Source organism: Coleofasciculus sp. E2-BRE-01 (genome assembly GCF_040221695.1).
In the GTDB taxonomy this organism is placed as follows: domain Bacteria; phylum Cyanobacteriota; class Cyanobacteriia; order Cyanobacteriales; family Coleofasciculaceae; genus Coleofasciculus.
This window is the reverse complement of sequence record NZ_JAVKEA010000129.1, coordinates 1-26,500: the sequence shown is the minus strand read 5'-3', so window position 1 is coordinate 26,500 and position 26,500 is coordinate 1. Positions and strand designations below refer to the sequence as shown.

Below are 26,500 nucleotides of genomic sequence, written 5' to 3'. Positions count from 1 at the left end.
TTTATCAAATACGTCGGGTAAGGGTTGGCAATTTTAAGTTAATCTTGTTGGATAATCTGGAATTTTTCTATTCTGCGCATGAAAAGTTCTACTTTTCCCCTTAAAATTATCTTCTCAAATTAGTTTGTGAGAAATGCGGGTAATAACATCACCGTATTCACAATCCGATGCAGACTATACCAACCGATAGGTTTACCCAGTTGGCTGAGTCTTTGAAACGAATCGGGTTGAACCAGGCGTTTAGATCCTAAATGAAAACTGTATAAGGCAAACGCTGGCATTACGGCTAGGAGTAAGGTTTTGCCAAATGTCCCATGAATGCCAATAATATCCGGAATTTGGGGCAGAGAAAGTTGACCAAATCGTCCATCGTAGGTGTCATAAACCCAGTAGGAGGTGATGATGGCTAAAATGACAATTAGCCCATTGATACCATGCAACAGTCTCAGAAGTAATGGTTGATAAGGGGTAGCACGAGACATGATTCACGTTATCTCGATCAAAATATAGTTCAAGCTTTTTTGCCACGGCGATTAAAATCGCTGCTACACAAATGTATGCGAAGCCTTCCCGAAGGGTAGTCCGCTTGACAAGGACTGAATTATATTCTCTCTGTAAAATTACACTAATAAGCTGTCACGCATTTAAGTTGGGAATGGGTAGCGAACAAGATGCTCGCATTACAACGATTTTGCAGTTGTTGATATTAAGGTTAGCGGCACTGAAATAAGCATTTTGGGTTCGCCGAAACTCTTAATATAGCGTAGGGTGGGTTGAGCGAAGTCGAAACCCACCAACATACCAGTCAGTACCATTCACATTAAGGTTTAAATGCCAAACAACTCAACAGTTGTTCGGATTTTCTCCACATCCCAACACCCAGTCGCTTTTTTAGCGTTCTTACCCATCCCTTCAGCCTCATACGGATGGAAATTGCGTCACATGCGCTACGGCTTGCAGGGTGAGTTGACCTTCTTTCACCTCCAGATGATGCATACGTAGCGATATCCCTGGCATTTCAAAGTGACTCAAGTGTAAAATTTTACCTGCCTTGGCGACTAAGGCTTGAGTAAGTTCGGGTGAGAGTTCTTTTCCGTGGGCGTATTCAACCTCCTCTAGGACAACACTGCGTCCGTCATCACTTACTCTCGGAGTCGTGGTGAACGAGACTCGTTGCGTTTCATTACTTTGACTCAGCCGCACATCAGCATCAAGACCCACTCGACCTTCGGCTAGGAGGCGACAATTTACCTGCTTGACGTTGAGCGTTTGTGGCTTACCGTCCACCTGAACCTGGAGTGAGCGAAGCTGAGTCCCTAACACATCGGAGTTGAAGGCACGGTTGAGGTCAGATTGGGCAATCACAATCCGTGCTGTTCCTTCCGTCGGTTGGGTCAGTACAATATTACCCGTCAAGGCTTTGAAGGGAGCAACCGCAATGGTTTCTAGCCGGATAACCATCTCTTGTAGACGGATATTCTGTTCCATGATTAACCCCTCACCGTAAATAGTTAGGGATTCTAACTGACCCTTGGCTAGCAGGGAGGGGTCTGTTTTCACTTGCACATTAAGTTTTCTGGCATCATCGAGTTGGCTGGACAGTGCCAGTGTTGCAATTCTGTTTAATGTTTCTTCTCCAAGACGGTCTAGGGTTAGCACGCGATCGCTCCTTTATCTCAGCCGTGTATCTTCTCATTATATTAAGAAACGTTAATTTATGGATCTACTCTGGGTTAGAAACACAGGCAGAAATAACTAATCCGTTAACATGCTGACGAAAAAGCAGCTACCATAAGCCAAAAAGCCTTCAGCCCTCTGCCCTCGGACTTGCAGCCGTCTTGTACTAGCTCACCAGAAAATGCATGGAAAAAGAACAACTACAAAATCTTGACCAGCTTGGGATTCAATTTGTCCGCATTCTCTGGTGCGACAATGCCAACATTATCCGGGGAAAGGCAGTCCATCGGAAAGCCTTATCCGAATACCTCAGCCATGGTGTGGGTATTTCTGCGGCGCAACAAGCCATTCCGGTCATGTATGATGCACCTGTGGCTGAGAGTGGATTTGGACCCGTGGGTGAAATTCGTCTCGTGCCAGACTGGAGTACGCTGAACCCTTTACCTTATTGCCCAGGTCATGCCCGTGTTATGGGCGATATGATGCTCAATGGTGTGCCTTGGAGTCTCTGTCCCCGTCATTTTCTCAAACGTATGGTTGGGGAGGCGAACCAAGAGGGGTTAGAGGTAATTGCCGCTTTTGAGAATGAGTTCTATCTCTTGCAGCGAACGGCTGAGGGCATTGCACCTGCGGATGAAACCGTATTTGCCTCAACGATGGCGATGGATTTGCATCAAGGACTCATTGATCAGATGGCAGAAGCGTTAATCGAGCAGGGAATGCTGGTTGAGCAATATTATCCCGAATCCGGTTCCGGTCAACAGGAAATCTCCATCCTCTACACCAACGCCCTCAGTGCGGCAGATCAACAGATTGCCTACCGGGAAACAATTAAAGCGATCGCACTCCAACATTATCGTATCGCTTCATTCTTACCCAAAATCTTTGCGAATCAAGCGGGTAGCGGTTGTCACCTGCACCTGAGTCTCTGGCGAGAGGGAGAAAATCTCATCCCCCATCCAGAGGAAAATGGCGAATTGTCCGATATTGCGCGTCATTTTATCGCGGGAATTCTGCATCACCTACCCGCTTTGATGGCACTGACAACACCCACTACCAATTCTTACCGCCGCCTTTTACCGCAGTGTTGGAGTGGGGCATTCCGGTGTTGGGGGCTGGATAATCGGGAAGCGGCTGTGCGTGTCCCCACGCATCCTGAACCCCCGAGTCCGTCTCATTTTGAATTCAAAACCGTGGATGCTACGGCGAATCCCTATTTAGCATTAGGGGCAACGATTGCAGCGGGACTTGATGGTATCCGCCAAGGCTTAGAATTGGCAACGCCTGTGTCTGTAGATCCCGGTACGATGACGGATGCTGAACGCCAAGGGGCTGATATTGAACGATTGCCGAGTACCTTAACCGAGTCGATAGAACACCTTAGAAATGACTCGGTACTCCTCAACGCCTTGGGTGAGGATTTGGCTCATGTTTATTTGGCAGTTCGACAAGCCGAGTGGGAGGCGATGAGGGATTTCGATTTGGACGCTGAAGTAAAGCTTTTATTAGAGCGATATTAGACATGTAGAGACGCGCCATGGCACGTCTCTACAAAAGGTATTTTTGTCTATCCAACAGATCAGGATTTATTCAGAAACGCCTGAATTTGACCAATAGCCGCTGCACCAATATTGAATAAAGCCCAACCTGCGGCTAAGAGGATAGGCAACAAGACAATGAGTAACCGTAAATCCATAGTTTCACCTACCTCGCTTAATGCTTAAATTTATGTGAAGGATTCTCATACTATAGTTTTAACCAAATTATGCCCCCAAAAGTCAATAGGTGACAGGTTTTTTTTCAGACCCTATTCAGGCGGGTGAAATCCCAAGTCTGTGCCTTTTCCGCCATGCACCAGCGCTAGCTTCTGGTAACGCTGTGCGTGTTCGATTAATTCAGCCGCCTCGGTTTCCGAAATATCGCGGACTTTTCGCGCCGGAATGCCGACTACCAGGGATAAAGGGGCAACATCTTTGGTCACTAATGCGCCAGCACCGACAATGCTGCCATATCCCACCCGCACACCGTCTAAGATAATCGCACCAATTCCAATCAAACATCCCCGTTCAATATGAGCCGAATGGACGACAGCCCGATGTCCAATTGTCACATGGTCTTCCAGAATCGTGGGTTTACCGGGATCTCCATGTAAAATAGCACCATCCTGAATATTGGTGCATTCACCAATCTCAATCCGTTCGACATCACCCCGCACTACAGCGCCATACCAAATACTGGCTCCTGATGCGATCGCAACCTCACCGATAACCACGGCATTGGGCGCAACAAAGGCGGCTTGAGACTGATCAACAGCAGACCAATAGGAGGGAGTTGCAGGAAACTGGGGATAAGAATCGGTCACGATTGCCTATAAAACAGATGAGTGTGTTCGAGGGTATTCTATAATTGATGAAGCCACATATATATTATTTATACAGGTACTAGCGCGATCGCCGAATGAATGACGATACCTTCAACCCTAGATGATTAATCCTAGTTTACAGTACCCCATATTCGGTTCAGAGATTCAATGTCCTCACTGTCGGCAGTCTATTCCGGCATTGACATTGACCGATACCTATTTGTGTCCCCGGCATGGCGCTTTCGAGGCAGATCCCAAAACTGAAGAACTCATCCACTTACAATCGGGGCGTCATTGGCGTCAATGGCAGGGTGAATGGTATCGTCAGCATACCCATCCGGATGGGATTCGTTTTGAAATTCACGAAGCTCTCGATCGCCTGTACACTCAAGGCTATCGGGCAACACGGGTAATTATTGCCAGTCGCTATCGAGATTTGGTTAGTGCTTATCTGGAACGAAGTACCCCTTGGCGGGGACAATCGGAACCCGGACGTCCGCGACTTTATGGTTTACCTGTGGCATTTAGCCCAGAACCAGAGGATGATCCTTGTTGGGAAGTGATTAACTTCGATTTGGAAAAAGAGCCAGGAATTCCGGTACGCTATCCTTATTTTCGATTATTTGAGTGAATTGTCATTGGTCATTGGTCTTATGTCATTTGTTGCTTCCCTATCCCTAAGTCGGGGCGGGTTTAGTTAAGTTAGGGGTTTGAGTTGAAGTGTTAGTGGTCAAACCATTGGTATCAACTTAAGGCGAAAACTAATACTGGAAAGCTTTTAATCTGTGTCTGTTTACTTCTCTAATCTTTCCCCCTCATCCCCTAACCCCTTCTCCCACCCCCCTCATTCCCCCCTGCGAGGAGGGATGACAGAGGATGCTTCGCTTTTGTTGCAGGGGAGAAGGGGAACCGGACTCTCTTGCTCCCCTCTTGCTCCCCTCTCCCAAGCTTGGGAGAGGGGCTGGGGGTGAGGGGTTTAGCTTAAATTGACACTGATGCGGTCAAACCCGCCCCTACAGAGATCAACAATTAAAATTATTCGTGAATCATGCATCATGCTTCAATTCGCACGGCTGATATTCATCGCGCGATCGCGTTCTATGAACAATTAGGTTTTACGGTTTGTGAACGCTTCACGGCGGGGATTACGCTAGCCTGTTGGATGGAGGGATTAGACGGACGAATTGAACTGATTCAAATCCCGGAACCGAAACCTGCACCCGATGCGTTTGGGGATGAACATTATGTCGGTTACTATCATCTTTCTTTTGATCTCACTGAAACAGTTGCCGATTTACCCAGTTGGCTGGAATCGCTACAACAGAGGCTAGCTGAGGCATCGAGTCAAAATCCGGATCAGTTTCAGCCGCTGAAAGTTCTCCTAGAACCCACTCAACAAATTATCGGCGATCGCGTGTACGAGGTGGCATTTATTGCCGATACCGATGGATTACCCTTGGAATTTATCCGAGTCTTGGCAAACCGTCAAGAATAAGGAGGATATCAGTGTTCAATACACGGATATCTTACTGGCTTGCACCCGCCATTTACTCGCCCAGCTACAACAAGCTGATTCTACACCTATCGCCAACTGGTTACGCGATCGCTATGAGGATCTCAATCGCAAATCACCTGGAGCCTTAAAGCCTTTACCAAGGACTACCAATCATCGTAAACGCTGCCCAATAATAAGGATGAGAGAAATTTTGATTGTCGGACGATCCCGAGACAACAGGGCGATTTTCCCCTACCCCCAACCCACGCAATTCTCCTGATTCCACACGCACTTCCCCTCGCAGCAGGGCAAGTTGGGCGCGTCGCAGTGCCTCGGCTTTAATCGTTACATCCGGCTGACCCAATTGGTTGTAGAATTCGCTCATTAGGGCTAATGAACCGCTATCACTGACATACCAAAGACTGGCTAACGCAGACTTAACCCCAGCCTTCACCGCTAATCCGGCAAAGCCTAGCTCCGCTTCTACACTGCCAAAAGCGGTGCGACAGGCGCTTAAGACTAATAGGTCTACTTGGGGCTTCTCATGCCAACCCAGTTGCCGCATTTGGTCGAGTTGCAGTTTCGTGTCCCAAAGCTGAATATAAGAATTGCTAGGGTCTCCGTCTTGGAAATCAGCATGACTGGCAAGGTGGATGATTTGCCAGGGCTGTTGTTGGCGCTGAGTTTGCAGATTCTTGAGGGTGAATTGGTCGTTGAGATAAGCTTCCCCTGACCAGACTTTTTGAGTAATCGTTTCTAGTTCAATGGGGACAGCAGGTAAGGGTCTTTGGTCAGTGAATTCAGAAGCGCCCATTGCCAGGACTGGGGCATCTTTTACGGGATTGTAGCGGGTATTGGTCAGGCTGATGCTGGGGATGGAACCGAGGGCGTATTTTTCGATGAGAAACTGTTCCCCGTCGTGTAAAGCTGCCATGGGGATGGTGCGTAAACCTGCATCCATGGAGAAGATGAGGGTGTCGATACCCAAGGCTTCTAGATGAGGTTCTAGGGGCACAATCATCCAGTTATAGAGTTGTTTAGCTGGCGTTAAATAGGCGGTAGGGCGTCGGTAATTGGTAACGGTTTGGCGGAATGTGTCTAGAGTCTTTTTCAGGGCTTTAGCATTAGCGGCGGGAACCGTTTTGCGGATGGGGGGACCTTCGGGAACGACCATCACCAGTTCCAGTTGGTCGGGTAGGGAAATTGCATAGACGATAATCGGATTGGTTCCGGTTTCGGCATTAATGGTTTTCAGGGTATTGCGAATGGTTTCGACGCTGGCTTCTTCGTTGGCAATGTCTTCACCTAAATAGTCTTCGTATTCTGCTTCAAATAGGTCATCAATGGCGGGAATGGCATCATTGAGGTTTTGCGTCAGCAGGGTGGGGATGTTGATGCGTCCGGTGTCTAGGTTTCCTGTACTGGGAACCTGCCAAACAAAGCTAGATTCCTCTGTGAGGGGATCTTGGTTGACTGAGGTTTGGGCGCCGACAATATCGCCAATGAGGAAGGCTAAATCCCTTTGGGCGTCGCTGGGGGAATCAGAGGGGCGGTCTGAACCCAGTGGCACAGAGGGTGGGGAAGGAGGTTCTGGGTCAGAACCGGGGGCGGGGACGGAGATAATTTGAATGCCGTCTTGGGTGTGGGTGTAGGGAAATTCGGCGGTGGGGGAAATCGTTTGTTCGGGTAGGGTATTGCCTGTGGTAATTGTCCCGGCTGTACCATTGGTGCTGGCATCGCCGACAATAAAGGGGGTGACACCTGCGCCGCCGTGACGAATGGTAATTGTACCCCCTGCGGTGACGCCGCCTGTGGAAATGCTGGCGGTTGTGCTATTGAGATTGGGGAAAGTGTCAGTGGCGCGGAAGAAGCGGGAGGTGGTGATATCGACAGCGCCACCTGTGCCAGCAATGCCGCCTTCAGTGTTAATACCTGCGACGGTAATATCGCCATTATCTGAGTTGAGGGTAATTTTACCCCCATTGCTAATGGCTGAATTGGAGACGATGGGTAGGGAACCGGTATGGATGGTTGTGGCAGCATTGAGGGTAATATTGCCGCCATTACCATTACCAGAAAAAGAGCCGATACCGCTTCTATTCGTCAGGCTTTCATCAAGGATAGTAATGGAACCACCGCTATCGAGGTCAATTGTACCGCCATCCCCATTGCCACCACTGGATAAGATACTGTTGCTGGTAATATTTTCTGCGGCATTGAGGCTGATATTGCCACCATTTTCATTGCCGAAAGTAGTGACTAGGGCAGCGGTAATATGACCATTATCACTGGTAACGCGGATCTCTCCACCATCACCATTGAATCCATTGGCATTGATACTATCTGTGGTAATGCTGTTAGCCGCTTGGAGAGTGATAGTGCCGCCTGTGTTATTACTTAAAGAGCTAATAATGTCTGTGGTGATTTCATCGCCACTGGTGAGGCGAATCTCTCCACCATTGTTGGTGACGCCACCGGATAGGATGTTTTCGGTGGTAATTTTACCCCCGGCATTGAGAGTGACGTTACCGCCATTTGTATTTCCAGAAACGTTGATAAGGGCTGTAGTAATATCGCTGTCACTATTTAGATTAATTGTTCCCCCCTGACCGTTTTCGCCGCTAGCGATAATGCCATTGGTGTTAATTTGACCAGCCGCTTCGAGGGTGATCGTGCCGCCAGTCCCATTACTTTCAGCACGAAGTAGTCCGGCACTCGCGTTAATCCCGCCTCGATTATTAATCAGAGTAATAGTTCCACCTATGATAGTACTGGCTGTGATATCGCCACTGGTATTATTTGTTAACCCATCACCTGTACCAAGAATTAAGATTGTATCGCCTGTACCCGAATTGAGTGTGACTCCAGGGGCGATGGAGATAACGGCTTGACCTGGGTCACGAAAAGCATTAATCACTCCATTGGCAGCCGTTTCGTTGGCAATTAGAGTGAGGTTGCCATTATCGGTGGAGATAGAGGAATTAACAAGAATGCTGCGCCCTGCTTGGAAGGTGAGTCCACCACCATTGCCATTGGGGTTGTTGGTGAAAATTGGTTGCTCCACGATAATGTCTGTATTGGCTTGCATCGTCACATCAGTACCTGTGTTGGTAATTGCAGTGATGGTGCTAGGCGCAATAGTTACCGATTCAGCGGAATTGTCAGTAAAACTGAATCCCACACCACTGTTACCACCGTCACGAGCAAACAAAAAAGCTTGCCCTGCATCCTCGAATCCCCCAGAGGTGTTCAAAGGAGCGCCAATCAGGATGTTGCTACCCACGGCAGCGAATGAGAAGCCAAAGTTGCCACCAACTACAGGTTGAGGATTGTCGAAGGTTTGCAGCAGAGTTCCTGTTGGGTTAAACAAAAAAGCTTGTCCTCCATCCTCGAATCCCCCGGAGGTGTTCCCCTCGGCGCCAATCATAATATCGGGACCTACTCCGGCTACTGATCTACCGAATCTAGCACCACCTACAGGTTGGGGATTGTCGAAGGTTTGCAGCAGAGTTCCTGTTGGGTTAAACAAAAAGGCTTGCCCTGCAGCCTCGAATCCCCCGGAGGTGTTCCCCTCAGCGCCAATCAGGATGTCGTTGCCCACGGTGGCGAATGAGATACCGAAACTGCCACCACGTACAGGTTGGGGATTGTCGAAGGTTTGTAGCAGAGTTCCTGTTGGGTTAAACAAAAAGGCTTGCCCTGCTCTAGTGAATCCCCCGGAGGTGTTAAGAAAAGCGCCAATCAGGATGTTGCTGTCCACGGCGGCTAATGAGAAGCCGAAAAAGCCGTTTACTACAGGTTGGGGATTGTCGAAGGTTTGCAGCAGAGTTCCCGTTGGATTAAACAAAAAGGCTTGCCCTGCATCCTCGAATCCCCCGGAGGTATTACGAGGAGCGCCAATCAGGATGTCGCTGCCCACGGCGGCTACTGAGTCGCCGAATAAGCCGTTTACTACAGGTTGGGGATTGTCGAAGGTTTGCAGCAGAGTTCCCGTTGGATTAAACAAAAAGGTTTGCCCTGCTCTAGTGACTCCCCCGGAGGTATTACGAGGAGCGCCAATCAGGATGTCGCTGCCCATGGCGGCTACTGATATGCCAAAGTTGCCACCGACTATAGGTTGGGGATTGTCGAAGGTTTGTAGCAGAGTTCCTGTTGAGTTAAATAAAAAGGCTTGCCCCGCATCCTCGAATCCCCCGGAGGTGTTCCGCCATGCGCCAATCAGGATGTCGCCGCCCACGGTGGCGACTGAGGTGCCGAATCTGCCATCTGCTACAGGTTCGGGATTGAGAAAGGTAACCAAGGGAGCATTCGGGTCTCTTATGGTAATCGTTTTTGGGTCGAGCAACAATGTCCCCGGTTGACCCTGTGATGCTCCAGCATCGACAAAACCCGTAAAAATCAGCAATTCTTTCCCCGACACTTCCACCAATCCCCCATCTCCCCCACTATCTCCCCCACGGGCGCTGATAGTACCATAGAAGCGAGTGAGTTCATCAGACCAGAGAACCACTTCACCCCCATCTGCTGTTGTCCCAGATTCCAAGGACACACCATCGGCGATAATGGTCGAATCTGCACTGACGAGGGTTTGCCTCGCACGGGGTAGGGTATCTTGTCCTTGATAGTCTCCACCAATATGAACGATACCACCACCCCCCATCCCAGAAGCGTCGATAGTAGCAGCAAAGAGTCCCACGTTATCGCCTAAAACAGTAACATTACCGCCCATCTCAGATGAAAGGGTATTGCCTTCTGCTGCGACATCCGACACACCCAGACTGCCCGAAACAATAGCTGTCCCAGCTTCTTGGGGTATGGTTATCCCTGATTCGGTTAACTGCACCTGTTGAGTCTGAGTCACACTCAACCCCGTTTCCACCGTTTCGGTTTCTTCTCCGGTGAGTAATGTAGCTAAATCCAAGGGATTCAGGGGTAACATTTGCCCCGTACTATCCTGTCGCGGTTCAATCTCCAAACTCAACACCTGTCCCGGTTGACTAATTCGGACTACGTTCTCTCCGGGTACAGCAGCGATGGTAATCGTTCCTCCCGGTGCGGTAATTTCTCCAGTGTTCACAACTGTGCCACCCAGTAAGGTTAAATTCTGCCCTTGTGTAACAGCTAAATCCCCAGCATTAACAATACTGCCCGACTCCGCCCAATTAAAGGCAAACTGACTGGGATTCCCAATTAACGTTTGGTAGTTATTATCACCAAACGCATTAAACCAAAGGTTATCGCCAAACCCAATTCCCGTCGCCGTGGTAGCCGTAAAATCCCCCATCACATTTAACCGAGAATTCGCACCAAACACGATCCCGGCGGGATTCATGAAAAATAAATTGGCGCTTCCCCCCGTCACCTGAATCAATCCATCAATAATTGAGGCATTCCCGCCCACCACGCGCCCCAAAATATTTTGAATATCTGGTGTAGAGAGAAAATTAGCCATCTCATGGGCAGAAAGCCTAAAATCCTGGAAACTCTGGAACAGGTTTGCCCCATCCTCCGATAGAGAACCCCCAGAAATATCAAACTGATTCCCATTCACCGTCACCACAGTATCTGTCCTGTTGTCAGCCGCCTCGGTAATCGACTGTGCCTGAACCGGAGACATGGAGTGAAGCGTAACCATGCCCAGAGAAATTATTCCCGTCAGAGAAAATAATTCAGGTAACTTGCCAACGGATGAGTCGCCCATTTTCATAACCTGATTCCCTCCAAATATGCCTATAATATTGCCACATTTTTTTGATAATGGGTAAATTTATTTTTCTGAGAGTTGCTGGTTACACATCAGGAAATATTCGACTAAACCAACCCAACTTTTACGCTTATCTATTCCCCACATCTTTCTTTACAATTTCTAGAGAAATGGGGTACGAGAAGGGATGAACTATAACGTTGTAATTCTAGGCATTCACAACTTGTCTATTTTGTCAACTAAAACTGAGATTTAAGTCTTACAAGACTGATTAAACAAGGGATTGCCCGATTGTTACAAAAAAAATGTAGAATAGATAAACCTTTACGCAAGGAGTATAACTTCTCTTAGTCGTTTATGTTATGAATCCTTGACTTAATGTTTCATTACAAAAAATTAATCTAATCGAGAGTAAACTTAACGGTTAACTGGCAGTTGTAGACGCGCTTATTGGCTTATGTTAGGACGTAGACACAGACTCATAGCGTAGGGGGTATCCTTCATGAAGAGTCCCCGACAGAGGGTAGTTCAAGCTGACGATAAGCCTCTTTTCAACCACCAAGATGGGTCAGTCAAGTTATACAAAGTATTACCTTTAAGTCCGCACTCTTCCTATTGTAAATAAATATGAAAAGTATTTACCTTGGGTGAAGAATCCGATTTAATAGGATATGTGCTGTACAGGCATTTATCACCGACCCCCTCATAATAATTAATTTAAGCAATTTTACCTAAAGTCTCAGGGAACTTTGGACAGAGTCGCACGACTAGCTAGGAATAACTGAAAACACCTAAATATTAATTCAGGGAATGGCGAGTATTATGACAAAAACAACTTACTCTCTACTCTTAGCAACCACCTCATTGGTTTGCTCTCTTTCGCTGGTGAGTTTTTCGCGCTATGCCACGCCAGTGCTGGCAGAATCTCAACCCGTTAATTCATTAGCCAGTAAAGTTTTATCTGGTTCGTTGGAGATCGGTTTCAAATCTCCACGAACTGAAGGAGAACCCCAAGAAAGCGGAACACTCGGCACTCGTGGCGGATGTGGTTCAGAAGAATTCTTGTCCCCGTCTCTAACTCCGCTAACACCCAATACGGTTCAAGGATTAACGGAAAACCAGGACACTGTGGATGAACATCCCACGTTAACCGTGAGTGATCATCCCAGTTTCTTTGTCTATGTACCCAAAACGAGTGCAACCACAGGAGAGTTTATTTTAACCAATCAACAGGGAACTGAAGAAATTTACTATACATCGGTTGCCCTTCCAGAAACTCCAGGTATTATTAGGGTCAAACTGCCCACAAATCTAGACCCTCTAGAGGTTAATCAACTTTATCAATGGTCATTTAGCCTAAAATGCAATAATGAAAGTGCGGCGGGAAATCCGACAGTAATAGGATGGATTGAACGCACTGAACCTAACCCAGCTTTGAAAAAAGACTTAGACAAAGTGAAGCCTTTAGAGTTAGCGGCATTGTACGGAAATTATGGTGTTTGGCACGAACTTTTAACGACATTGGTTGATCTGAGACAGTCTCACCCAGAGGATGCTAACCTAACAATGATGTGGGAAAATCTGCTCAAATCAGAATCCGTGAAACTAGAAAAAATTTCTCAAGCGCCTCTGGTTGAAAGTACGCCAATGGAGTATTGAGAATTTGGCAATGGTGGCAATGGGTTGGTGTGGGTTTAAGTGGATTAGATTCGGCTTGTAGTAAGGGAACTTTAGCCCTTAATTCTACAGTCTCGTTTATGGCACTAAAGTGCCTACTACAAACCTGTGTTAATTCAGCCAGTAGGGTGCGTTAGCGAAGCGTAACGCACCATTATTCTATTTCAATGAATGACAAATGACCAATGACAATTATTCAGTTTTTCCAGGAATGGCGCGGTGTCTTAATTTCAGCGCCAACTGTCGCCGGATTAACCATCGCCCTGCGCTTAACGGGTGGGTTACAACTCCTAGAATGGGCGGCGTTGGATCAATTCTTCCGTTGGCGTCCCCCGGAACCTACCCCAGAACGGATTGCGATTGTGGCGATTACAGAAAAGGATATCCAAAACACTGGACAGTGGCCCATTTCTGATCGGACATTAGCACAGTTAATTGAGAAACTTAAACAACAACAACCCAAAGCCATTGGTCTGGATTTATTTCGGGATTTACCAGTACCACCCGGTCATGAAGAATTAGTTAATGTCTTTGCCTCCACACCCAACCTAATTGGTATTGAAAAAGTCGTCGGCGATGCCTTGGGTGAACCTGTCGCCCCACCGCCTATCTTAAAGGAACGGGATCAGGTGGGTGCGGCTAATATGATTTTTGATCAAGATGGGAAAGTCCGCCGTGCCTTACTTTCAATTACTCTAAAAAATGGCGACACGATTGAAACTTTAGCCGCTAAGTTGGCATTACTTTATCTAGAAACTGAAGGGATTACCTTAGAAGAAATTGAACCCGAATATAAATATGGCTTAGGTGACGCGGTATTTACTCGCCTGCAACCGCAAGATGGCAGTTATATCAACGTCGATACAGGTGGGTATCAAATCCTGTTTAATTTTCGCAACCATGAATGTCGGGGAAAACTGGAGGGAACTTGTCCTGTTTATCCCACGGTTTCCATGACTGACGTTCTAGAGGATAAAATTCCCCCAGATTGGGCAAAAAATCGGATTGTTTTCATTGGTACAGCGGCTGAAAGTGTTAAGGATCGGATTTTCACCCCCTACAGTAATAGTTTTTTCACCGCCCCGAATGGCGTTGAAGTTAATGCAGATTTGACCAACCAAATTTTAAGTGCGGCATTAGATGGGCGTCCGCTGATTCAAATCTGGTCGGAACCGATAGAATGGGGCTGGATTATTCTCTGGTCGTTTGTCGGTGCAACCGTGGGCTGGAAAGCTTTTCGTATCCGTTGGAAAGCAGCAGGACTGTTTTTGGTGGGAGGATTGCTGACGATTGGGTCTTACTTTGTATTTCTGGCGGGGTGGTGGATACCCTTAGTTCCGCCTTTGTTAGCCCTGAGTGGTTCAGGTGTGGCGATTACCGCCTATATCGCCTACACGGAAAGCGAAGACAAGCAAACAATAATGAATTTATTGGGACAACACGTCTCTCCTAAAATAGCCCAAGCCATCTGGCGCGATCGCAACCAACTCCTCAAAGATGGACAGTTATCGGGACAGAAGTTAACCGCAACGGTTCTATTTACGGATTTAAAAGGCTTTACCACGATTACCGAAAACACTGACCCAGAAACCCTGATGGTCTGGTTAAATGATTACATGAATGTTATGGCAGAGACAGTTCTCAACCATAATGGCGTCCTGGATAAATTTATCGGTGATGCAGTGATGGCAGTCTTTGGCATACCCATCCCCAGTACCACAGACGCCGAAATTACCCAAGATGCGATCGCGGCGGTGAATTGTGCGATAGAGATGGGCAAAAATCTGCGATCGCTAAATCAGCAGTGGCAAACCCAAGGCTTACCCACAGCCGCTATGCGTGTAGGAATTGCCACGGGTACTGTCGTCACCGGAAGTGTTGGTTCTCGCCAACGCCTCAACTACACCACCATTGGCGACAGTGTGAATATTGCCGCCCGCTTAGAAAGTTATGATAAATCTCTCGATGGTGGAATCTGTCGCATTTTAATCAGCGAAGAAAGCTATCAGCATATCCACGATAAATTTACCACTCAATTTATCGGCACAGTCCAATTAAAAGGACGCCAGCAACCCATCAAAATCTACCAAATTTTAGCAGGATGAGCGAGGAATAACTTTTAGGAACAACTTCCCATTAACATTGTTTCAGCAGCGCAATCCACATATCAGGTGGGTTGGAATAATAATTAATCTTATCCACTTGATAGCGGTTTGAAGTAGAACCTCTCTGCAAAACTAGATAATCACCCGGTTCTACGCCTTGACCCTGTTCTGTCATATACGCCCGAATGCCGCCATCTTTCGAGACGAACAGATGATTGTGACGCTCATTGGATACTTTGTAGTGATGCGTTCTCTTCTGTTGCTGGGATAGATTGGATAACGTTCTTTGGTGTAAGGATAAATTCGTGGAAGCAAGGGTCGCTAACTGGTTGGAAGACATATCTGACACTTCTTGACTGAATGTTAGAATTTGTTAGAAAAAGTTATTTCTGAAAATGTAGGATTACATTTTCAGACCAAGGGTTAATTGACTAATTAAGTTTTATCAAAGTTAGCGGCTGCCTATCTCAGCAAAATAGCGTAATTTTTATCCGCCTGATCACCGATATTTGGATAAATCAACTATTGTAAAGATATGTTTATGTAAATATACAAAATTAAAATAATCTTTTCATCAAACAGGTTAAATAGTCGTGTATCATAAACAGATTTGGGTTTGTTGGCAGCGGTAAAGATAGTTGAAGCACTGGGAGTAGCTGCTGTCATGGAAATGAACACTGTCTATAGTTTTGTAAACTTTTGTTAAGGGTAGCTCATGATTCCAGGGGAACTAATCATCCAAAAGGGAGAGATTGAACTGAATGCAGGGCGTCCTACCTTGCGCCTGTCGGTAGCGAATACAGGCGATCGCCCGATTCAGGTAGGTTCTCATTTCCATTTCTATGAAGTGAATGACGCTCTCGCCTTTGACCGAGAGCAAACCAAAGGAATGCGGTTAAATATTCCGGCGGGTACAGCCGTTCGCTTTGAACCGGGAGATGAACGGGAGGTTGAGTTAGTTCCGTTTGTCGGTAGTCGTCAGGTTTATGGGTTTAATGGCAGAGTTAATGGGGCGCTATAACGGCAAGCTGGGAGAGCAATGTAGAGACGTAGCATGCTACGTCTGGAAGCAGGGGAAGCTGGGGAAGTCATTACATACGCTTACGCTACTCCAGATCCCCGACTTCCTGGTTGAAACCCTGATGTCACCAATGAATTGATTCAGAAGTTGGGGATTTATCGGATAAGTAGCAAGAATTGTGGTTTAGGTTGACAAGGATGCCGTCATTCAGCCAGATGCTGTGAAATGTAAGAAGCGTCTACCTGGTGGGGATGGATAGCCAGTCAGGAATTGACGGGACTGTGAGCCACCGAGGACGCTTTTATCGGGGAGTTATCCGATACCCGTTGTAATCGTGCGCCAAGTTTCTGTAACTTCGCCTCTAGCTTCTCATACCCTCGGTCTAAATGATGCAGTCCCTGAATTGTGGTTTTACCATCGGCGGCTAAGGCGGCTAATATCAGCGCAGCGGACGCTCGTAAGTCAGTGGCAACCACAGGGGCTCCTGATAACAAAGGGACACCGCGCACGATCGCATTATTGGCTTTAATCCGAATATCTGCCCCCATGCGATTCAATTCAGGAACATGTCCTAAACGATTTTCAAACACGGTTTCAGTAATCACACTATCCCCATCACTCAACGTTAAGAGTGCCATGAAGGGAGCCTGCATATCCGTGGGAAATCCAGGATAGGGCAAGGTTTCAATATCCGTCGCCCGAATAATTCCTGTCGGGATAATCCGCAGACAGTCTGGGGCTTCCTGAATCACTCTCATGCCAATATCTTGGAGTTTCGCGATCGCGGCGGTAATATGATCCGGCACAACCGGGGACAGGGTGAGTTCTGACTGAGTAATTGCCGCCGCGACTAAAAACGTACCCGTTTCGATGCGATCGGGAATAATCGAGTAGTCTACCGAATGTAAACTGGGAACACCAGAAATAATAATGGTGTTGGTTCCCGCCCCCCGAATCTTGGCACCCATGGCGTTACAAAAATTTGCCAAATCCACCACTTCTGGCTCTTGGGCAGCATTTTCTAGAGTGGTTTCCCCCTCTGCTAACGTCGCCGCCATCATCAGGGTTTCTGTTGCACCCACACTGGGATAGTCCAGATAAATTTTTGCCCCGTTTAACCGTCGCCGTCCATTCCCTTTCACATAAGCATGAACCATACCATGCTCAATTTGCACCTCAGCCCCCAGCGCTTGCAATCCCCTAACATGAAGATCGACAGGTCTAGCGCCAATGGCACAGCCACCCGGTAAAGGAACTTGAGCAGCACCTAATCGTGCCAACAGAGAACCAATCACAAAGAAACTGGCTCGAAGCTGATTCACAATCTCGTAGGGTGCTTTTGACTGCTTCAAATGACGAGCATTGATATCCAAGATATTACCTTGGCGTTCTAGCTTTACACCCAAAGCCGCCAGCACCTGACCCATCCGCCCTATATCTACCAGAGAAGGCACATTACGCAGTCGGCAATCTTCAGGACACAGCAGCGCCCCTGCCATAATTGCCAATGCTGAGTTTTTCGCACCACTAATGGTGACATGTCCTGTCAGGGAAGATCTGCCCCAAATCTCTAGAACGGAGGCGTTTGGCTTGGCTACAGAGCCAGTATCGGTCAAATTAAGAGAGTGGTTGATAGGTCTATCCTCCAGAATCGGTGAAATCTTGGCATGTTTTAAAATTTGGTTTTGATTCTACCTGAAAGAGGGCAAATGTCTAGATTTGCTCCCCAAAATTAGTGAATCGACCAGCCTTGGATTGTACCTTGTCCGATGCTGAAAATCCGCAAAAAAAAAATAGTTGACAAATAGGTCAGGATTGTTGCATGATTGAAAACTGCATGGAAAATTAAAAAAAGACGCGGAACTGGCGGAATTGGTAGACGCGCTAGATTCAGGTTCTAGTGTTCGCAAGAACTTCCGGGTTCAAGTCCCGGGTTCCGCATTGAAGTAGAGACGTAGCATGCTACGTCTCTACATACCATTGAAATCATGCTCACCAGTACCAAAAATCCTCTAGTTAAGGCAATTCGGAAATTGCACACAGCCAAAGGACGACGGGAGGAGCAACTTCTGTTGTTAGAGGGAACTCACCTGTTAGCAGAAGCCTGTGCGGTCAATTATCCCTTAGTCACGCTTTGTTGTACACCTGATTGGCAGCAGAGTCATCCCCAACTTTGGCAAGACGCTACCCCTCACTGTCAGCGTGTAGAACAGGTTAGCGCCTCGGTTCTCAAAGCCATGGCGACAACGGTTCAGCCAGATGGCGTAGTGGTAACGGCAATGTCTTCATTCCTCGCCCCGCCTCAGATTCCCTGTTCCCTTGGTTTAGTTTTAGAGACGCTGCAAGATCCAGGAAACTTAGGTACGATCATTCGTACCGCCACCGCAGTCGGTGTGGATGGTTTATGGCTAAGTCCAGACAGTGTAGACTTAGAGAATCCCAAAGTCTTGCGAGCTTCAGCCGGTCAATGGTTTCGTCTGCCCATGAGTGCTAATGCCCATCTGAGTCAAGTCGTTAGGCAAAGTCAGGCTCAAGGGGTACAAGTTGTGGCAACTCTACCTAAAGCGCCGTTGAGTTACTGGGAGATTGATTGGCGCTGTCCTACCCTGATTCTACTGGGTAATGAAGCGGCGGGATTGCGCCCTGAGTTAGCGACACTTGCTGATCAAGCGGTGCAAATTCCCCTCGGTCAGGATGTAGAATCTTTAAATGTGGCGATCGCGGCAGCTTTAATCGTGTATGAAGCACTGCGCCAACGGGTTGGGGGAACAGTTAACAGGGAATAGGCAATAGGCTATAGAAATTTTGTCCCTCATCTCCTCCATCTTCCCCAGCTTCCCCAGCTTCCCCAGCTTCCCCGGCTTCCCCAGCTTCCCCAGCTTCCCCAGCTTCCCCAGCTTCCCCAGCTTCCCCAGCTTCCCCAGCTTCCCCAGCTTCCCCGGCTTCCCCGGCTTCCCCAGCTTCCCCTGCACTCTATTCCTCCTCCATTGGTTCAGTGTCGCCAAAAAATGCATCCAGATCAGCCGCCGCTTCTTCGAGAAGATCGAGATCAAAAACGTCATCGTCTGACTGAGCAGATTTTGATTGAGGAGTTTTTGATTGAGGAGTAGGGGATTTCAATGAAGAAGGACGGGATTTCGATTGGGGAGGAGGAGATGTATGACCCAAGAGATTCTCAAGTTGGTCAAGAGACTCTACAAACGCTCTAGCTGCTTCATTTCGATGATTTTGTTGAGACTCGCGCATAATGGTTTTATCCCCTAAAGCTATTGTTTATTGAGAGTGAACGCTACTCATTAGCCTATACTCGGAAAAACAACACCCTTACCGTTTCATTCTATGGTATAGTTTTTTAGTTTTAGGTGGACACAATTAACGTGAACGGTGAAGAACGTCATTCGTCATTCGTCATACTCGCGCAAGCGAGAAGCAAGCTACGTCATTCGTCCTTTGTAAGGGTTTGATGCTTGTTCACAAAACTTAGTAGACCTGCTGTTTTCTTTTGTCCGACTACTTAGATTAGGATGAATAATTGCTCTACTGAGTCAGATAGCAGTATGCGATAAAATCTCCGCTTTTTCGGAAAATAATATTTACTCAAAAAATAGTTCTTGTATAAGTCAAAGATGCCAAAAATTATATCGAAGCAATTAAACCACAATCTAAGAAATCTCCGTGACCTATCCAATTTAACAAACGCACAACCCTTAAAGAAACCACCGCCTCAGCTAGATCCGGCAAAATTTTTCAGCAAAAGCTTGCGATTAGTCAGGGGTCAAGTTGAAAATAAGGGGGCAATTGCGTCAGGAAAATGGATGTGAGTCAAGAATTTGATTACGATTTAGTGATTGTCGGTGCTGGCGTCGGTGGACATGGCGCGGCATTACATGCAGTAAGTTGCGGCTTGAAAACTGCGATCATTGAAGCATCGGAGATGGGCGGGACTTGTGTGAATCGCGGTTGTATCCCGTCAAAAGCCCTATTAGCCGCATCAGGGCGGGTGCGTGAGTTACACAATACCCATCATCTGAAATCCCTGGGAATTCAGGTGAGTGGCGTAGAATTTGATAGAGGCGCGATCGCGAACCATGCCAATACCCTGGTGAGTAAAATTCGTGGCGATCTCACCAACAGCCTCAAACGCTTAAAGGTGGATATCATTCCCGGTTGGGGTCGAGTGGCGGAATCCCAAAAAGTAACGGTGACGACAGACGAGGGTGAAAAAACAGTCACCGCCAAAGACATTATCCTCTGTACAGGTTCCGTTCCCTTCGTTCCCCCTGGTATTGAACTCGACGGAAAAACCGTCTTCACCAGCGACGATGCCCTAAAGCTGGAATGGTTACCTCAATGGGTGGCAATTGTTGGCAGTGGTTATATCGGGTTAGAGTTTGCTGATATCTATACCGCCCTAGGGTCAGAAATTACCATGATTGAAGCCCTGGATCAGTTAATGCCCACCTTTGACCCCGATATTGCCAAACTCGCTAGCCGGGTGCTGATTTCTCCCCGTGATATGGAAACCTATTCCGGCACTCTGGCACAAAAAGTGACTCCGGGTTCACCCGTGGTGATTGAACTAGCAGATGCTAAAACCAAGGAAGTCGTGGATGTCTTAGAAGTGGATGCCTGCTTAGTCGCCACGGGACGGATTCCGGTCAGTAAAGATTTAGGCTTAGACGCCGTAGGTGTGGAAACAGATCGCCGAGGCTTCATCCCGGTCAATGATCAAATGGCAGTGTTATCGGGCGAGGAAGCCGTTCCCCACCTCTGGGCAATTGGTGACGCTACCGGGAAACTCATGCTGGCACATGCAGCATCAGCTCAAGGAGTTGTCGCCGTGGAAAATATTTGTGGGCGTCAGCGTACTATTGACTATCGCAGCATCCCCGCCGCCGCCTTTACCCATCCAGAAATTAGTTACGTGGGATTAACTGAACCCGCCGCCAAGGAACTCGGTGAACAAGAAGGATTTGAAGTTGGCTCAGTGAGGACGTATTTTAAAGGAAATTCCAAAGCGATCGCGGAAGGAGAGGCGGATGGGATTGCCAAAGTTATCTATCGTAAAGATAGCGGTGAAATCCTCGGCGTTCACATCTTGGGCATTCACGCCTCTGATTTAATTCACGAAGCCTCGAACGCGATCGCTCAAAGACAATCGGTGAATACTCTGGCATATCTAGTTCACGCTCATCCCACTTTGTCAGAAGTCCTTGACGAAGCCTACAAGCGAGCCGTTGCCAGTCATTAGACAAGGCAGGAGGCAGAAGGCAACACCTCGACTTACCTCGACTTCGCTCGGTAACACGCTCGGTGTGGAATATGCAATAGAGTTTTTTTGACCAATGACGAAGGACATAAGACCAATGACAAATGACCAAAAACAAATTCGCCGTCGTCCACCTAATCCGGCGGTTGACCTGAATATCCTGCGCTATCAAGTTGTTCTTCCAGACGCCCAGCCACGCCATATTCTAGAAGAAATTGTCTGGCATAAAGAAAAAGAAGTTGACCAGATGCGGGAACGGCTGAACTTAGCTCAACTGCGGAAACAGATCGAGTCAGCCCCGCCAGCGCGTGACTTTAAAGCAGCGTTATTAGCGGCAAAGACTCGTCCCGCCTTAATTGCTGAAGTGAAAAAGGCATCACCGAGTAAAGGCGTGATTCGGGACGCATTTGACCCAGTTGCCATTGCCCGTGCTTACGAACAAGGGGGTGCGAGTGCCATATCCGTGCTGACGGATAAAAAGTTCTTCCAAGGAAGTTGGGATAATCTCAGCTATGTCAGGGAAACTGTAAATTTACCAATTCTGTGTAAAGAGTTCATCATTTATCCTTATCAACTCTATCTAGCCCGGAGTCGTGGCGCTGATGCGGTGTTGCTGATTGCGGCTATTTTGTCGGATCAAGACCTACGGTATTTTGTCAAAATTGCCAATGGGTTATCCATGACCCCTTTGATCGAAGTGCATACTCTGGATGAATTAGACCGCGTGTTATCGGTAGATGGCGTTACCCTAGTAGGTATAAACAATCGCAACTTGACAGATTTCTCGGTTGATTTGCAAACGACCTGCCAACTTCTGGCAGCACGAAGTCAGCAGCTTAAAGAACGCGGTATTCTGGTTGTCAGTGAGTCAGGACTGCATAAACGTGCTGATTTAGAGCAGGTCGCATCGGCGGGGGCTACAGCCGTACTGATCGGTGAATCATTGGTCAAACAGCCTGATCCAGCCCTAGCCGTTACCAATCTGTTGCCAAGTTCTTGAGTTTTCTGTCGTCAATTGTCCTTGCCTGTAGCCACGGATGCTACAAGAGGTCAGATCATCCGACACGCTTTTTCAACTGAAGCGCGATCGCGAATTCGTCTTTTGAGGTAAACCCGGTTTCATGGAGCCAATACCCCTTCCGTCTTATATTCACTACGAACTGCTACTACAGATGCTAGAGCGTCATACTGCCTTTGCCACGAATCAAAATCCCATGATTCGAGAACAGGTGCATCAATTGATTGTTACGCTCCGCAAAGCGTTAGCCCAGCAGAAACAACTCGAACAAACCTGTAATCGGCTCAATTTACCGGTTGAGTACCGTTGGTCACTCAATAGTGTCAATGTTGAGTCAAAATCATCAGATAATGGTTTTCCCCTAGATTCGGATACCAAATCTCAGTCATGAGATAGTTGGATGATTCGGAATTAGGTGATGCTCAAAGGTTGAGGATAACGCTCATGGATAATAAGTTGATGCTGATGATTCCCGGACCAACACCGGTGCCTGAACAGGTTTTGCTGGCGTTAGCCCAGCATCCGATCGGACATCGCAGTGGGGAATTTAGTGCCGTTATGGCAGAGGTAACCCAAAACCTAAAATGGTTACACCAGACTCAAAACGATGTTTTGGTGTTAACGGTGAGTGGTACGGGTGCCATGGAAGCTGGGATTATTAATTTTTTGAGTCCCGGCGATCGGGTTTTGGTCGGAAGTAATGGCAAATTTGGCGATCGCTGGGCGAAGATGAGCGCAGCGTTTGGTTTAGAGGTGGAGACGATTACGGCACCGTGGGGTCAACCCCTTGATCCGGATCTGTTTCGTCAAAAGCTGGAGGCGGATACGGATAAGACTATCAAAGCCGTTATCGTTACCCATTCAGAAACCTCCACCGGGGTACTCAATGACCTGGAAACGATTAATCGTTATGTCAAAGATCATGGTCAAGCTCTAATTATTGTAGACGCAGTAACCAGTGTGGGCGCGGTCAATTTACCCATTGATGAGTGGGGGATTGATGTGGTGGCGTCAGGTGCCCAGAAAGGCTATATGGTTCCCCCAGGATTAGGATTTGTTTGTGTCTCGAATAAGGCGTGGCAAGCCTACGAAACGGCTAAACTGCCTCGTTTTTATTTAGATTTGGGAACCTATCGCAAAGCGGCACAAAAGAATAGTAATCCGTTTACCCCTCCAGTCAATTTAATGTTGGGACTGCAAACGGCGTTGCGAATGATGAAAGCTGAGGGGTTAGATAATATTTTTGCTCGTCATCACCGCTTGATGCAGGCAACACGGGCGGCGGTTGAGGCGCTTTCCCTGCCTTTATTTGCTCCGGATAATGCCGCAAGTCCAGCGGTAACGGCGGTAGCCCCTACGTCGATTGAAGCCGAACAAATTCGTAGCGTGATGAAAAAGCGCTTTGATATTTCCCTAGCTGGGGGACAAGATCACTTCAAAGGCAAAATATTCCGTATTGGTCACTTAGGCTTTGTCTGCGATCGCGATATTTTGGCGGCGATTGGGGCGCTAGAAGCCACGTTGCGGGAATTAGGTTATGAGTCCATGACACCAGGAGCAGGAGTGTCAGCGGCGGCTCGCGTCTTGACTCAATCGTAGGTTAAGCCATAAACGAGACACCCAAGACGCCAAAAAAGAGCGGGTCAACTAGCGACCCGCTCTTTCTGGTAGAGTAATCAACGGTCAATGGATCATACGGTATGAAATTCAACGGTTTAGACGTGAATGGATTATTTCCAAAGCGTAAGCATTTAGACATTCTTCATTTTCTCCTGACCGATTGTTTAGATTTCAGACTGTTTCCAGCCAGTCATAGATTTGGTCTAATTGCTGCAATGTGACTAAACCGTACTGCCACAGAATCATCGGTAATGGTCCTGGGTCTTGTTCCCGACGTCGTTGAGCGATCGCAATGGAATCAGTAGAAATTGCCAATTCCTCTTGCAAAAATCGTAAAAATTCAGAATAGGTTGCAGGTGCCATAATGGCTATTCACCTCCTTATCGGCTACTATTTTGGAATCAGCGTCCTGCCTCCTTTAGCAATGGGTAGACAGATTTAATACTGTCTACTAGCTGAGGGTTCTTTGCTTATTGTGATAGGTTAATCCGGCACTGCTTGTGTCCTAGATCACTGACCATCTAAGATCTTGATTGATCGAGTTGAAAACTCACTGGATGTGCTGACCAGGTATCGTTTTAACCTTCACCCCCCATCAACTTGAGGGTAATTTTAGTTAACTCACTTCACACCACTAAAAGCTAGTTGCAGACTACACCCCTACTTGGTCGTGTTGATGGGTAGCCACAGCTAAGACAGGTCACTACCTCGTCGTCAGATAGTCTTTTATGAGAATCTATCTTACGAAATGTTAACGTAATTTCGTATAAAGATCTTTACATTGTTGATTTAAGTTTTCAATGATGTTAATCAAAATTTAAGATTCTGACGCGGGGTTAATCTCTTCCTCTAGGAGGGTGATTTTTAGGCGATCGCCTACTTGTAGTCCCAGTTGAGCGGCTCGTCCCCCAGGGAGTTCAATCACTTGGTCAACCAGAACCCCTGGTCCATAGGTAGGACAGGGAGTGGAGATACAGGGGGGAACATTTTCCGCGATCGCTTTGACCTCGCCATCTCGCAAAAAGATCATATCCAGGGGGATTTTCACATTCTTCATCCAAAAGCTAGCGCGTCGCGGTGGGTTCAAGGGAAACAACATCCCCCGATCTGGCGCTAAAGCCGTGCGATACATCAATCCGATCTGCTGTTGTCGAGGTGTCCTAGCCACTTCGAGCAAAATCTGCTGATCACCGATCTGGGTTTGAGCGCTAATAGGTAACATCTGACCGGAATTAGAGGATGACGAGGAGAGGGGTGGCGGTTCTGGAAGTTGTTCGCCAGATTTTAAGGGGGTTCCATCGGCGACAGGGTTGGAGCCGGACGCCGAACATCCAAACAGTATCAGACTAAGCGTGATTCCGAGTAGGCGAGTATGATAGGTCATGGGTTTAGGTTAGAGAGATGGGGAAGCTGGGGGAGCAGAGGGAGCAAAGGACGAATGACAAATGACGAATGACGAATGACAAATGACAAATGACAAATGACAATCAAAACCGTTAACTTTAATTGTTCCTACCCACTTAACTAAGATTCTCGTAAAACATACCCAACACCCCGGACGGTTTGAATCAAGCGCTTGTCACCCTCATCTTCAATTTTCAGGCGTAGATACCGGATATACACCTCAATCACATTCGACTCACCCAGAAAATCGTATCCCCAAACATTTTCCAGAATCTGTTCGCGAGTTAAAACTTCACGGGGATGGGTCATCAAATACTTAAGCAATTCAAACTCTTTCATCGTCAAATCAATCACTCGTCCTCCCCGCATAGCGCGGCGCGTCGTCAAATCTAATGCCAAATCCCCAAATCGGACTTGTTCACTCGTATTGGTATCCGGTTCTAGATACAGACGTACAATCTGCAAAAAGGCATCAGCGCGGTAGGGTTTAAGGAAAAAATCATCAGCACCCGCTTCTAAACAGGCGACTCGATCCTCAATCGTGTCGCGAGCGATGAGTAAGAGTAGGGGGACACGAGAACCGGCTTTTCTCAGGCGAGTACATAAACTGAGACCGGATTCGCCAGAACCAGAAAGCGATTGATCCACAACCATCATCGCGGGTTGGAGTTCACAAGCTTGATGCCAGCCGCTAGGCGCATCTGTCGCGATAACCGTATGATAGCCAGCTTCTATTAAATCTAGGCTCATGCGTTGAGCTAGACTTTCATCGGTTTCTACAAGCAAAACACAAGGATTACCGTCAAGGGGAGCAGATTGCATAGATGGCGCTGGTGATGAGTCGTTGGGTGTAATACCGGAATTTCCTCTATTGTTGTAGCATGACTGAGCCTTGGGTGAATTATCCTACCCCTTTGACGGTGGGTTGTCGCTGACATCTTAAACCTGTCTCAATACATAAATTTAATGTAGTGGACTGACACAGCTAAAATTGTGGGATAGATTTTATCATTGAATCGGGCGCAAGTCTTTGCGCCCCTACAGTTTCCGGGCGTAATTCTAATTCATCAAATAAGGTGTGCCACACCACTACTTTCTGTTTCTTATTAGTCGTCTTCAGACGACTTTCGCTATGAGCCTCGGAATTG

The 26,500-nt window shown here is 47.4% G+C and carries 21 protein-coding genes, 1 tRNA gene and 1 pseudogene; 12 read left to right on the top strand and 11 right to left on the bottom strand.

Translation table 11 applies throughout. The features are described from left to right. Positions 1-140 precede the first annotated feature (140 nt). Both RIG66_RS15570 and RIG66_RS15565 read right to left on the bottom strand, forming a co-directional pair. Positions 141-482: pseudogene (locus RIG66_RS15570) on the bottom strand (cytochrome b/b6 domain-containing protein); the annotation flags it as partial. 436 nt (positions 483-918) lie between these two features. After that, complete coding sequence (locus RIG66_RS15565) at positions 919-1,659, bottom strand: LmeA family phospholipid-binding protein (RefSeq protein ID WP_446379504.1); 741 nt, start codon at positions 1,657-1,659, stop codon at positions 919-921. 203 nt (positions 1,660-1,862) lie between these two features. On the opposite strand from RIG66_RS15565, the gene RIG66_RS15560 reads away from it, so the two are divergent. Further along, positions 1,863-3,197, top strand: coding sequence for a glutamine synthetase family protein (locus tag RIG66_RS15560; RefSeq protein ID WP_446379502.1), 1,335 nt, complete (start codon positions 1,863-1,865; stop codon positions 3,195-3,197). Positions 3,198-3,256: 59 nt separating this feature from the next. Here the strand turns inward: RIG66_RS15560 and RIG66_RS15555 are convergent, their stop codons facing one another. Together RIG66_RS15555 and RIG66_RS15550 are read right to left on the bottom strand one after the other, a co-directional pair. Continuing rightward, positions 3,257-3,373, bottom strand: a complete 117-nt coding sequence (locus RIG66_RS15555) for a photosystem II protein Y (RefSeq protein WP_446370066.1) — start codon at positions 3,371-3,373, stop codon at positions 3,257-3,259. Between the two features lie 111 nt (positions 3,374-3,484). Beyond that, positions 3,485-4,039: a gamma carbonic anhydrase family protein gene (locus RIG66_RS15550; protein WP_446379500.1), complete on the bottom strand. Its 555-nt coding sequence runs from the start codon at positions 4,037-4,039 to the stop codon at positions 3,485-3,487. 121 nt (positions 4,040-4,160) lie between these two features. On the opposite strand from RIG66_RS15550, the gene RIG66_RS15545 reads away from it, so the two are divergent. Next, positions 4,161-4,670 (top strand): TIGR02652 family protein, encoded by a 510-nt coding sequence (locus tag RIG66_RS15545; protein WP_006106563.1) that lies wholly within the window; start codon positions 4,161-4,163, stop codon positions 4,668-4,670. Positions 4,671-5,087: 417 nt separating this feature from the next. After that, complete coding sequence (locus RIG66_RS15540; protein WP_446379498.1) at positions 5,088-5,534, top strand: VOC family protein; 447 nt, start codon at positions 5,088-5,090, stop codon at positions 5,532-5,534. A gap of 154 nt (positions 5,535-5,688) precedes the next feature. On the opposite strand, the gene RIG66_RS15535 is transcribed toward RIG66_RS15540, so the two are convergent. Beyond that, positions 5,689-11,241 (bottom strand): CHAT domain-containing protein, encoded by a 5,553-nt coding sequence (locus RIG66_RS15535; protein WP_446379496.1) that lies wholly within the window; start codon positions 11,239-11,241, stop codon positions 5,689-5,691. An 819-nt stretch (positions 11,242-12,060) separates the two neighbouring features. Here RIG66_RS15535 and RIG66_RS15530 point away from each other — a divergent pair. After that, the gene (locus RIG66_RS15530) at positions 12,061-12,897 is read left to right on the top strand and encodes a DUF928 domain-containing protein (RefSeq protein ID WP_446379494.1); all 837 of its coding nucleotides are present in this window, start codon (positions 12,061-12,063) and stop codon (positions 12,895-12,897) included. A 203-nt stretch (positions 12,898-13,100) separates the two neighbouring features. Further along, positions 13,101-15,020, top strand: a complete 1,920-nt coding sequence (locus RIG66_RS15525) for a CHASE2 domain-containing protein (protein ID WP_446379492.1) — start codon at positions 13,101-13,103, stop codon at positions 15,018-15,020. Positions 15,021-15,051: 31 nt separating this feature from the next. Here the strand turns inward: RIG66_RS15525 and RIG66_RS15520 are convergent, their stop codons facing one another. Next, positions 15,052-15,360 carry a hypothetical protein gene (locus tag RIG66_RS15520; protein WP_446379490.1) on the bottom strand — a complete coding sequence of 103 codons (309 nt, stop codon included), beginning with the start codon at positions 15,358-15,360 and terminating at the stop codon, positions 15,052-15,054. 375 nt (positions 15,361-15,735) lie between these two features. Between RIG66_RS15520 and RIG66_RS15515 the strand changes: the two genes are divergently transcribed. Next, positions 15,736-16,041: an urease subunit beta gene (locus tag RIG66_RS15515; RefSeq protein WP_446379488.1), complete on the top strand. Its 306-nt coding sequence runs from the start codon at positions 15,736-15,738 to the stop codon at positions 16,039-16,041. Between the two features lie 263 nt (positions 16,042-16,304). On the opposite strand, the gene murA is transcribed toward RIG66_RS15515, so the two are convergent. After that, positions 16,305-17,657 (bottom strand): UDP-N-acetylglucosamine 1-carboxyvinyltransferase, encoded by a 1,353-nt coding sequence (gene murA, locus RIG66_RS15510; protein ID WP_446379486.1) that lies wholly within the window; start codon positions 17,655-17,657, stop codon positions 16,305-16,307. 241 nt (positions 17,658-17,898) lie between these two features. Here murA and RIG66_RS15505 point away from each other — a divergent pair. Beyond that, positions 17,899-17,982: transfer RNA gene (locus RIG66_RS15505), tRNA-Leu, on the top strand. 47 nt (positions 17,983-18,029) lie between these two features. Then, the gene (locus RIG66_RS15500) at positions 18,030-18,827 is read left to right on the top strand and encodes a TrmH family RNA methyltransferase (protein WP_446379484.1); all 798 of its coding nucleotides are present in this window, start codon (positions 18,030-18,032) and stop codon (positions 18,825-18,827) included. Between the two features lie 187 nt (positions 18,828-19,014). On the opposite strand, the gene RIG66_RS15495 is transcribed toward RIG66_RS15500, so the two are convergent. Beyond that, on the bottom strand, positions 19,015-19,287 hold the full coding sequence (locus RIG66_RS15495; RefSeq protein WP_446379483.1) for a hypothetical protein: 273 nt from the start codon (positions 19,285-19,287) through the stop codon (positions 19,015-19,017). 571 nt (positions 19,288-19,858) lie between these two features. On the opposite strand from RIG66_RS15495, the gene lpdA reads away from it, so the two are divergent. The 4 genes from lpdA (at position 19,859) to RIG66_RS15475 (ending at position 23,927) form a co-directional block, all read left to right on the top strand. Further along, positions 19,859-21,292 carry a dihydrolipoyl dehydrogenase gene (lpdA, locus tag RIG66_RS15490; RefSeq protein WP_446379481.1) on the top strand — a complete coding sequence of 478 codons (1,434 nt, stop codon included), beginning with the start codon at positions 19,859-19,861 and terminating at the stop codon, positions 21,290-21,292. A gap of 115 nt (positions 21,293-21,407) precedes the next feature. Beyond that, positions 21,408-22,310: an indole-3-glycerol phosphate synthase TrpC gene (gene trpC, locus RIG66_RS15485; protein ID WP_446379479.1), complete on the top strand. Its 903-nt coding sequence runs from the start codon at positions 21,408-21,410 to the stop codon at positions 22,308-22,310. A gap of 121 nt (positions 22,311-22,431) precedes the next feature. After that, positions 22,432-22,719 carry a DUF5340 domain-containing protein gene (locus RIG66_RS15480; RefSeq protein ID WP_446379477.1) on the top strand — a complete coding sequence of 96 codons (288 nt, stop codon included), beginning with the start codon at positions 22,432-22,434 and terminating at the stop codon, positions 22,717-22,719. A 53-nt stretch (positions 22,720-22,772) separates the two neighbouring features. Next, on the top strand, positions 22,773-23,927 hold the full coding sequence (locus RIG66_RS15475; RefSeq protein WP_446379475.1) for a pyridoxal-phosphate-dependent aminotransferase family protein: 1,155 nt from the start codon (positions 22,773-22,775) through the stop codon (positions 23,925-23,927). A gap of 192 nt (positions 23,928-24,119) precedes the next feature. Here the strand turns inward: RIG66_RS15475 and RIG66_RS15470 are convergent, their stop codons facing one another. The 3 genes from RIG66_RS15470 to nblR all read right to left on the bottom strand — a co-directional run bounded on the left by RIG66_RS15470 (position 24,120) and on the right by nblR (position 26,174). Further along, a complete protein-coding gene (locus RIG66_RS15470; RefSeq protein ID WP_006100242.1) occupies positions 24,120-24,311 on the bottom strand; it encodes a DUF2949 domain-containing protein in 192 nt (63 codons plus the stop codon). Positions 24,312-24,765: 454 nt separating this feature from the next. Then, complete coding sequence (locus RIG66_RS15465) at positions 24,766-25,332, bottom strand: DUF192 domain-containing protein (protein ID WP_446379473.1); 567 nt, start codon at positions 25,330-25,332, stop codon at positions 24,766-24,768. 140 nt (positions 25,333-25,472) lie between these two features. Beyond that, a complete protein-coding gene (nblR, locus tag RIG66_RS15460; protein WP_446379471.1) occupies positions 25,473-26,174 on the bottom strand; it encodes a response regulator transcription factor NblR in 702 nt (233 codons plus the stop codon). Positions 26,175-26,500 lie beyond the last annotated feature (326 nt).

Coding starts and splice junctions, on each gene's coding strand:
- RIG66_RS15545 (WP_006106563.1), top strand. CDS start 4,161: ATGATTAATCCTAGTTTACAGTACCCCATATTCGGTTCAGAGATTCAA.
- RIG66_RS15525 (WP_446379492.1), top strand. CDS start 13,101: ATGACAATTATTCAGTTTTTCCAGGAATGGCGCGGTGTCTTAATTTCA.
- RIG66_RS15535 (WP_446379496.1), bottom strand. CDS start 11,241: ATGAAAATGGGCGACTCATCCGTTGGCAAGTTACCTGAATTATTTTCT.
- RIG66_RS15520 (WP_446379490.1), bottom strand. CDS start 15,360: ATGTCTTCCAACCAGTTAGCGACCCTTGCTTCCACGAATTTATCCTTA.
- RIG66_RS15470 (WP_006100242.1), bottom strand. CDS start 24,311: ATGGCACCTGCAACCTATTCTGAATTTTTACGATTTTTGCAAGAGGAA.
- RIG66_RS15480 (WP_446379477.1), top strand. CDS start 22,432: ATGGAGCCAATACCCCTTCCGTCTTATATTCACTACGAACTGCTACTA.
- RIG66_RS15560 (WP_446379502.1), top strand. CDS start 1,863: ATGGAAAAAGAACAACTACAAAATCTTGACCAGCTTGGGATTCAATTT.
- nblR (WP_446379471.1), bottom strand. CDS start 26,174: ATGCAATCTGCTCCCCTTGACGGTAATCCTTGTGTTTTGCTTGTAGAA.
- trpC (WP_446379479.1), top strand. CDS start 21,408: ATGACAAATGACCAAAAACAAATTCGCCGTCGTCCACCTAATCCGGCG.
- RIG66_RS15495 (WP_446379483.1), bottom strand. CDS start 19,287: ATGCGCGAGTCTCAACAAAATCATCGAAATGAAGCAGCTAGAGCGTTT.
- RIG66_RS15555 (WP_446370066.1), bottom strand. CDS start 3,373: ATGGATTTACGGTTACTCATTGTCTTGTTGCCTATCCTCTTAGCCGCA.
- RIG66_RS15500 (WP_446379484.1), top strand. CDS start 18,030: ATGCTCACCAGTACCAAAAATCCTCTAGTTAAGGCAATTCGGAAATTG.
- RIG66_RS15465 (WP_446379473.1), bottom strand. CDS start 25,332: ATGACCTATCATACTCGCCTACTCGGAATCACGCTTAGTCTGATACTG.
- RIG66_RS15515 (WP_446379488.1), top strand. CDS start 15,736: ATGATTCCAGGGGAACTAATCATCCAAAAGGGAGAGATTGAACTGAAT.
- RIG66_RS15540 (WP_446379498.1), top strand. CDS start 5,088: ATGCATCATGCTTCAATTCGCACGGCTGATATTCATCGCGCGATCGCG.
- RIG66_RS15475 (WP_446379475.1), top strand. CDS start 22,773: ATGGATAATAAGTTGATGCTGATGATTCCCGGACCAACACCGGTGCCT.
- RIG66_RS15530 (WP_446379494.1), top strand. CDS start 12,061: ATGACAAAAACAACTTACTCTCTACTCTTAGCAACCACCTCATTGGTT.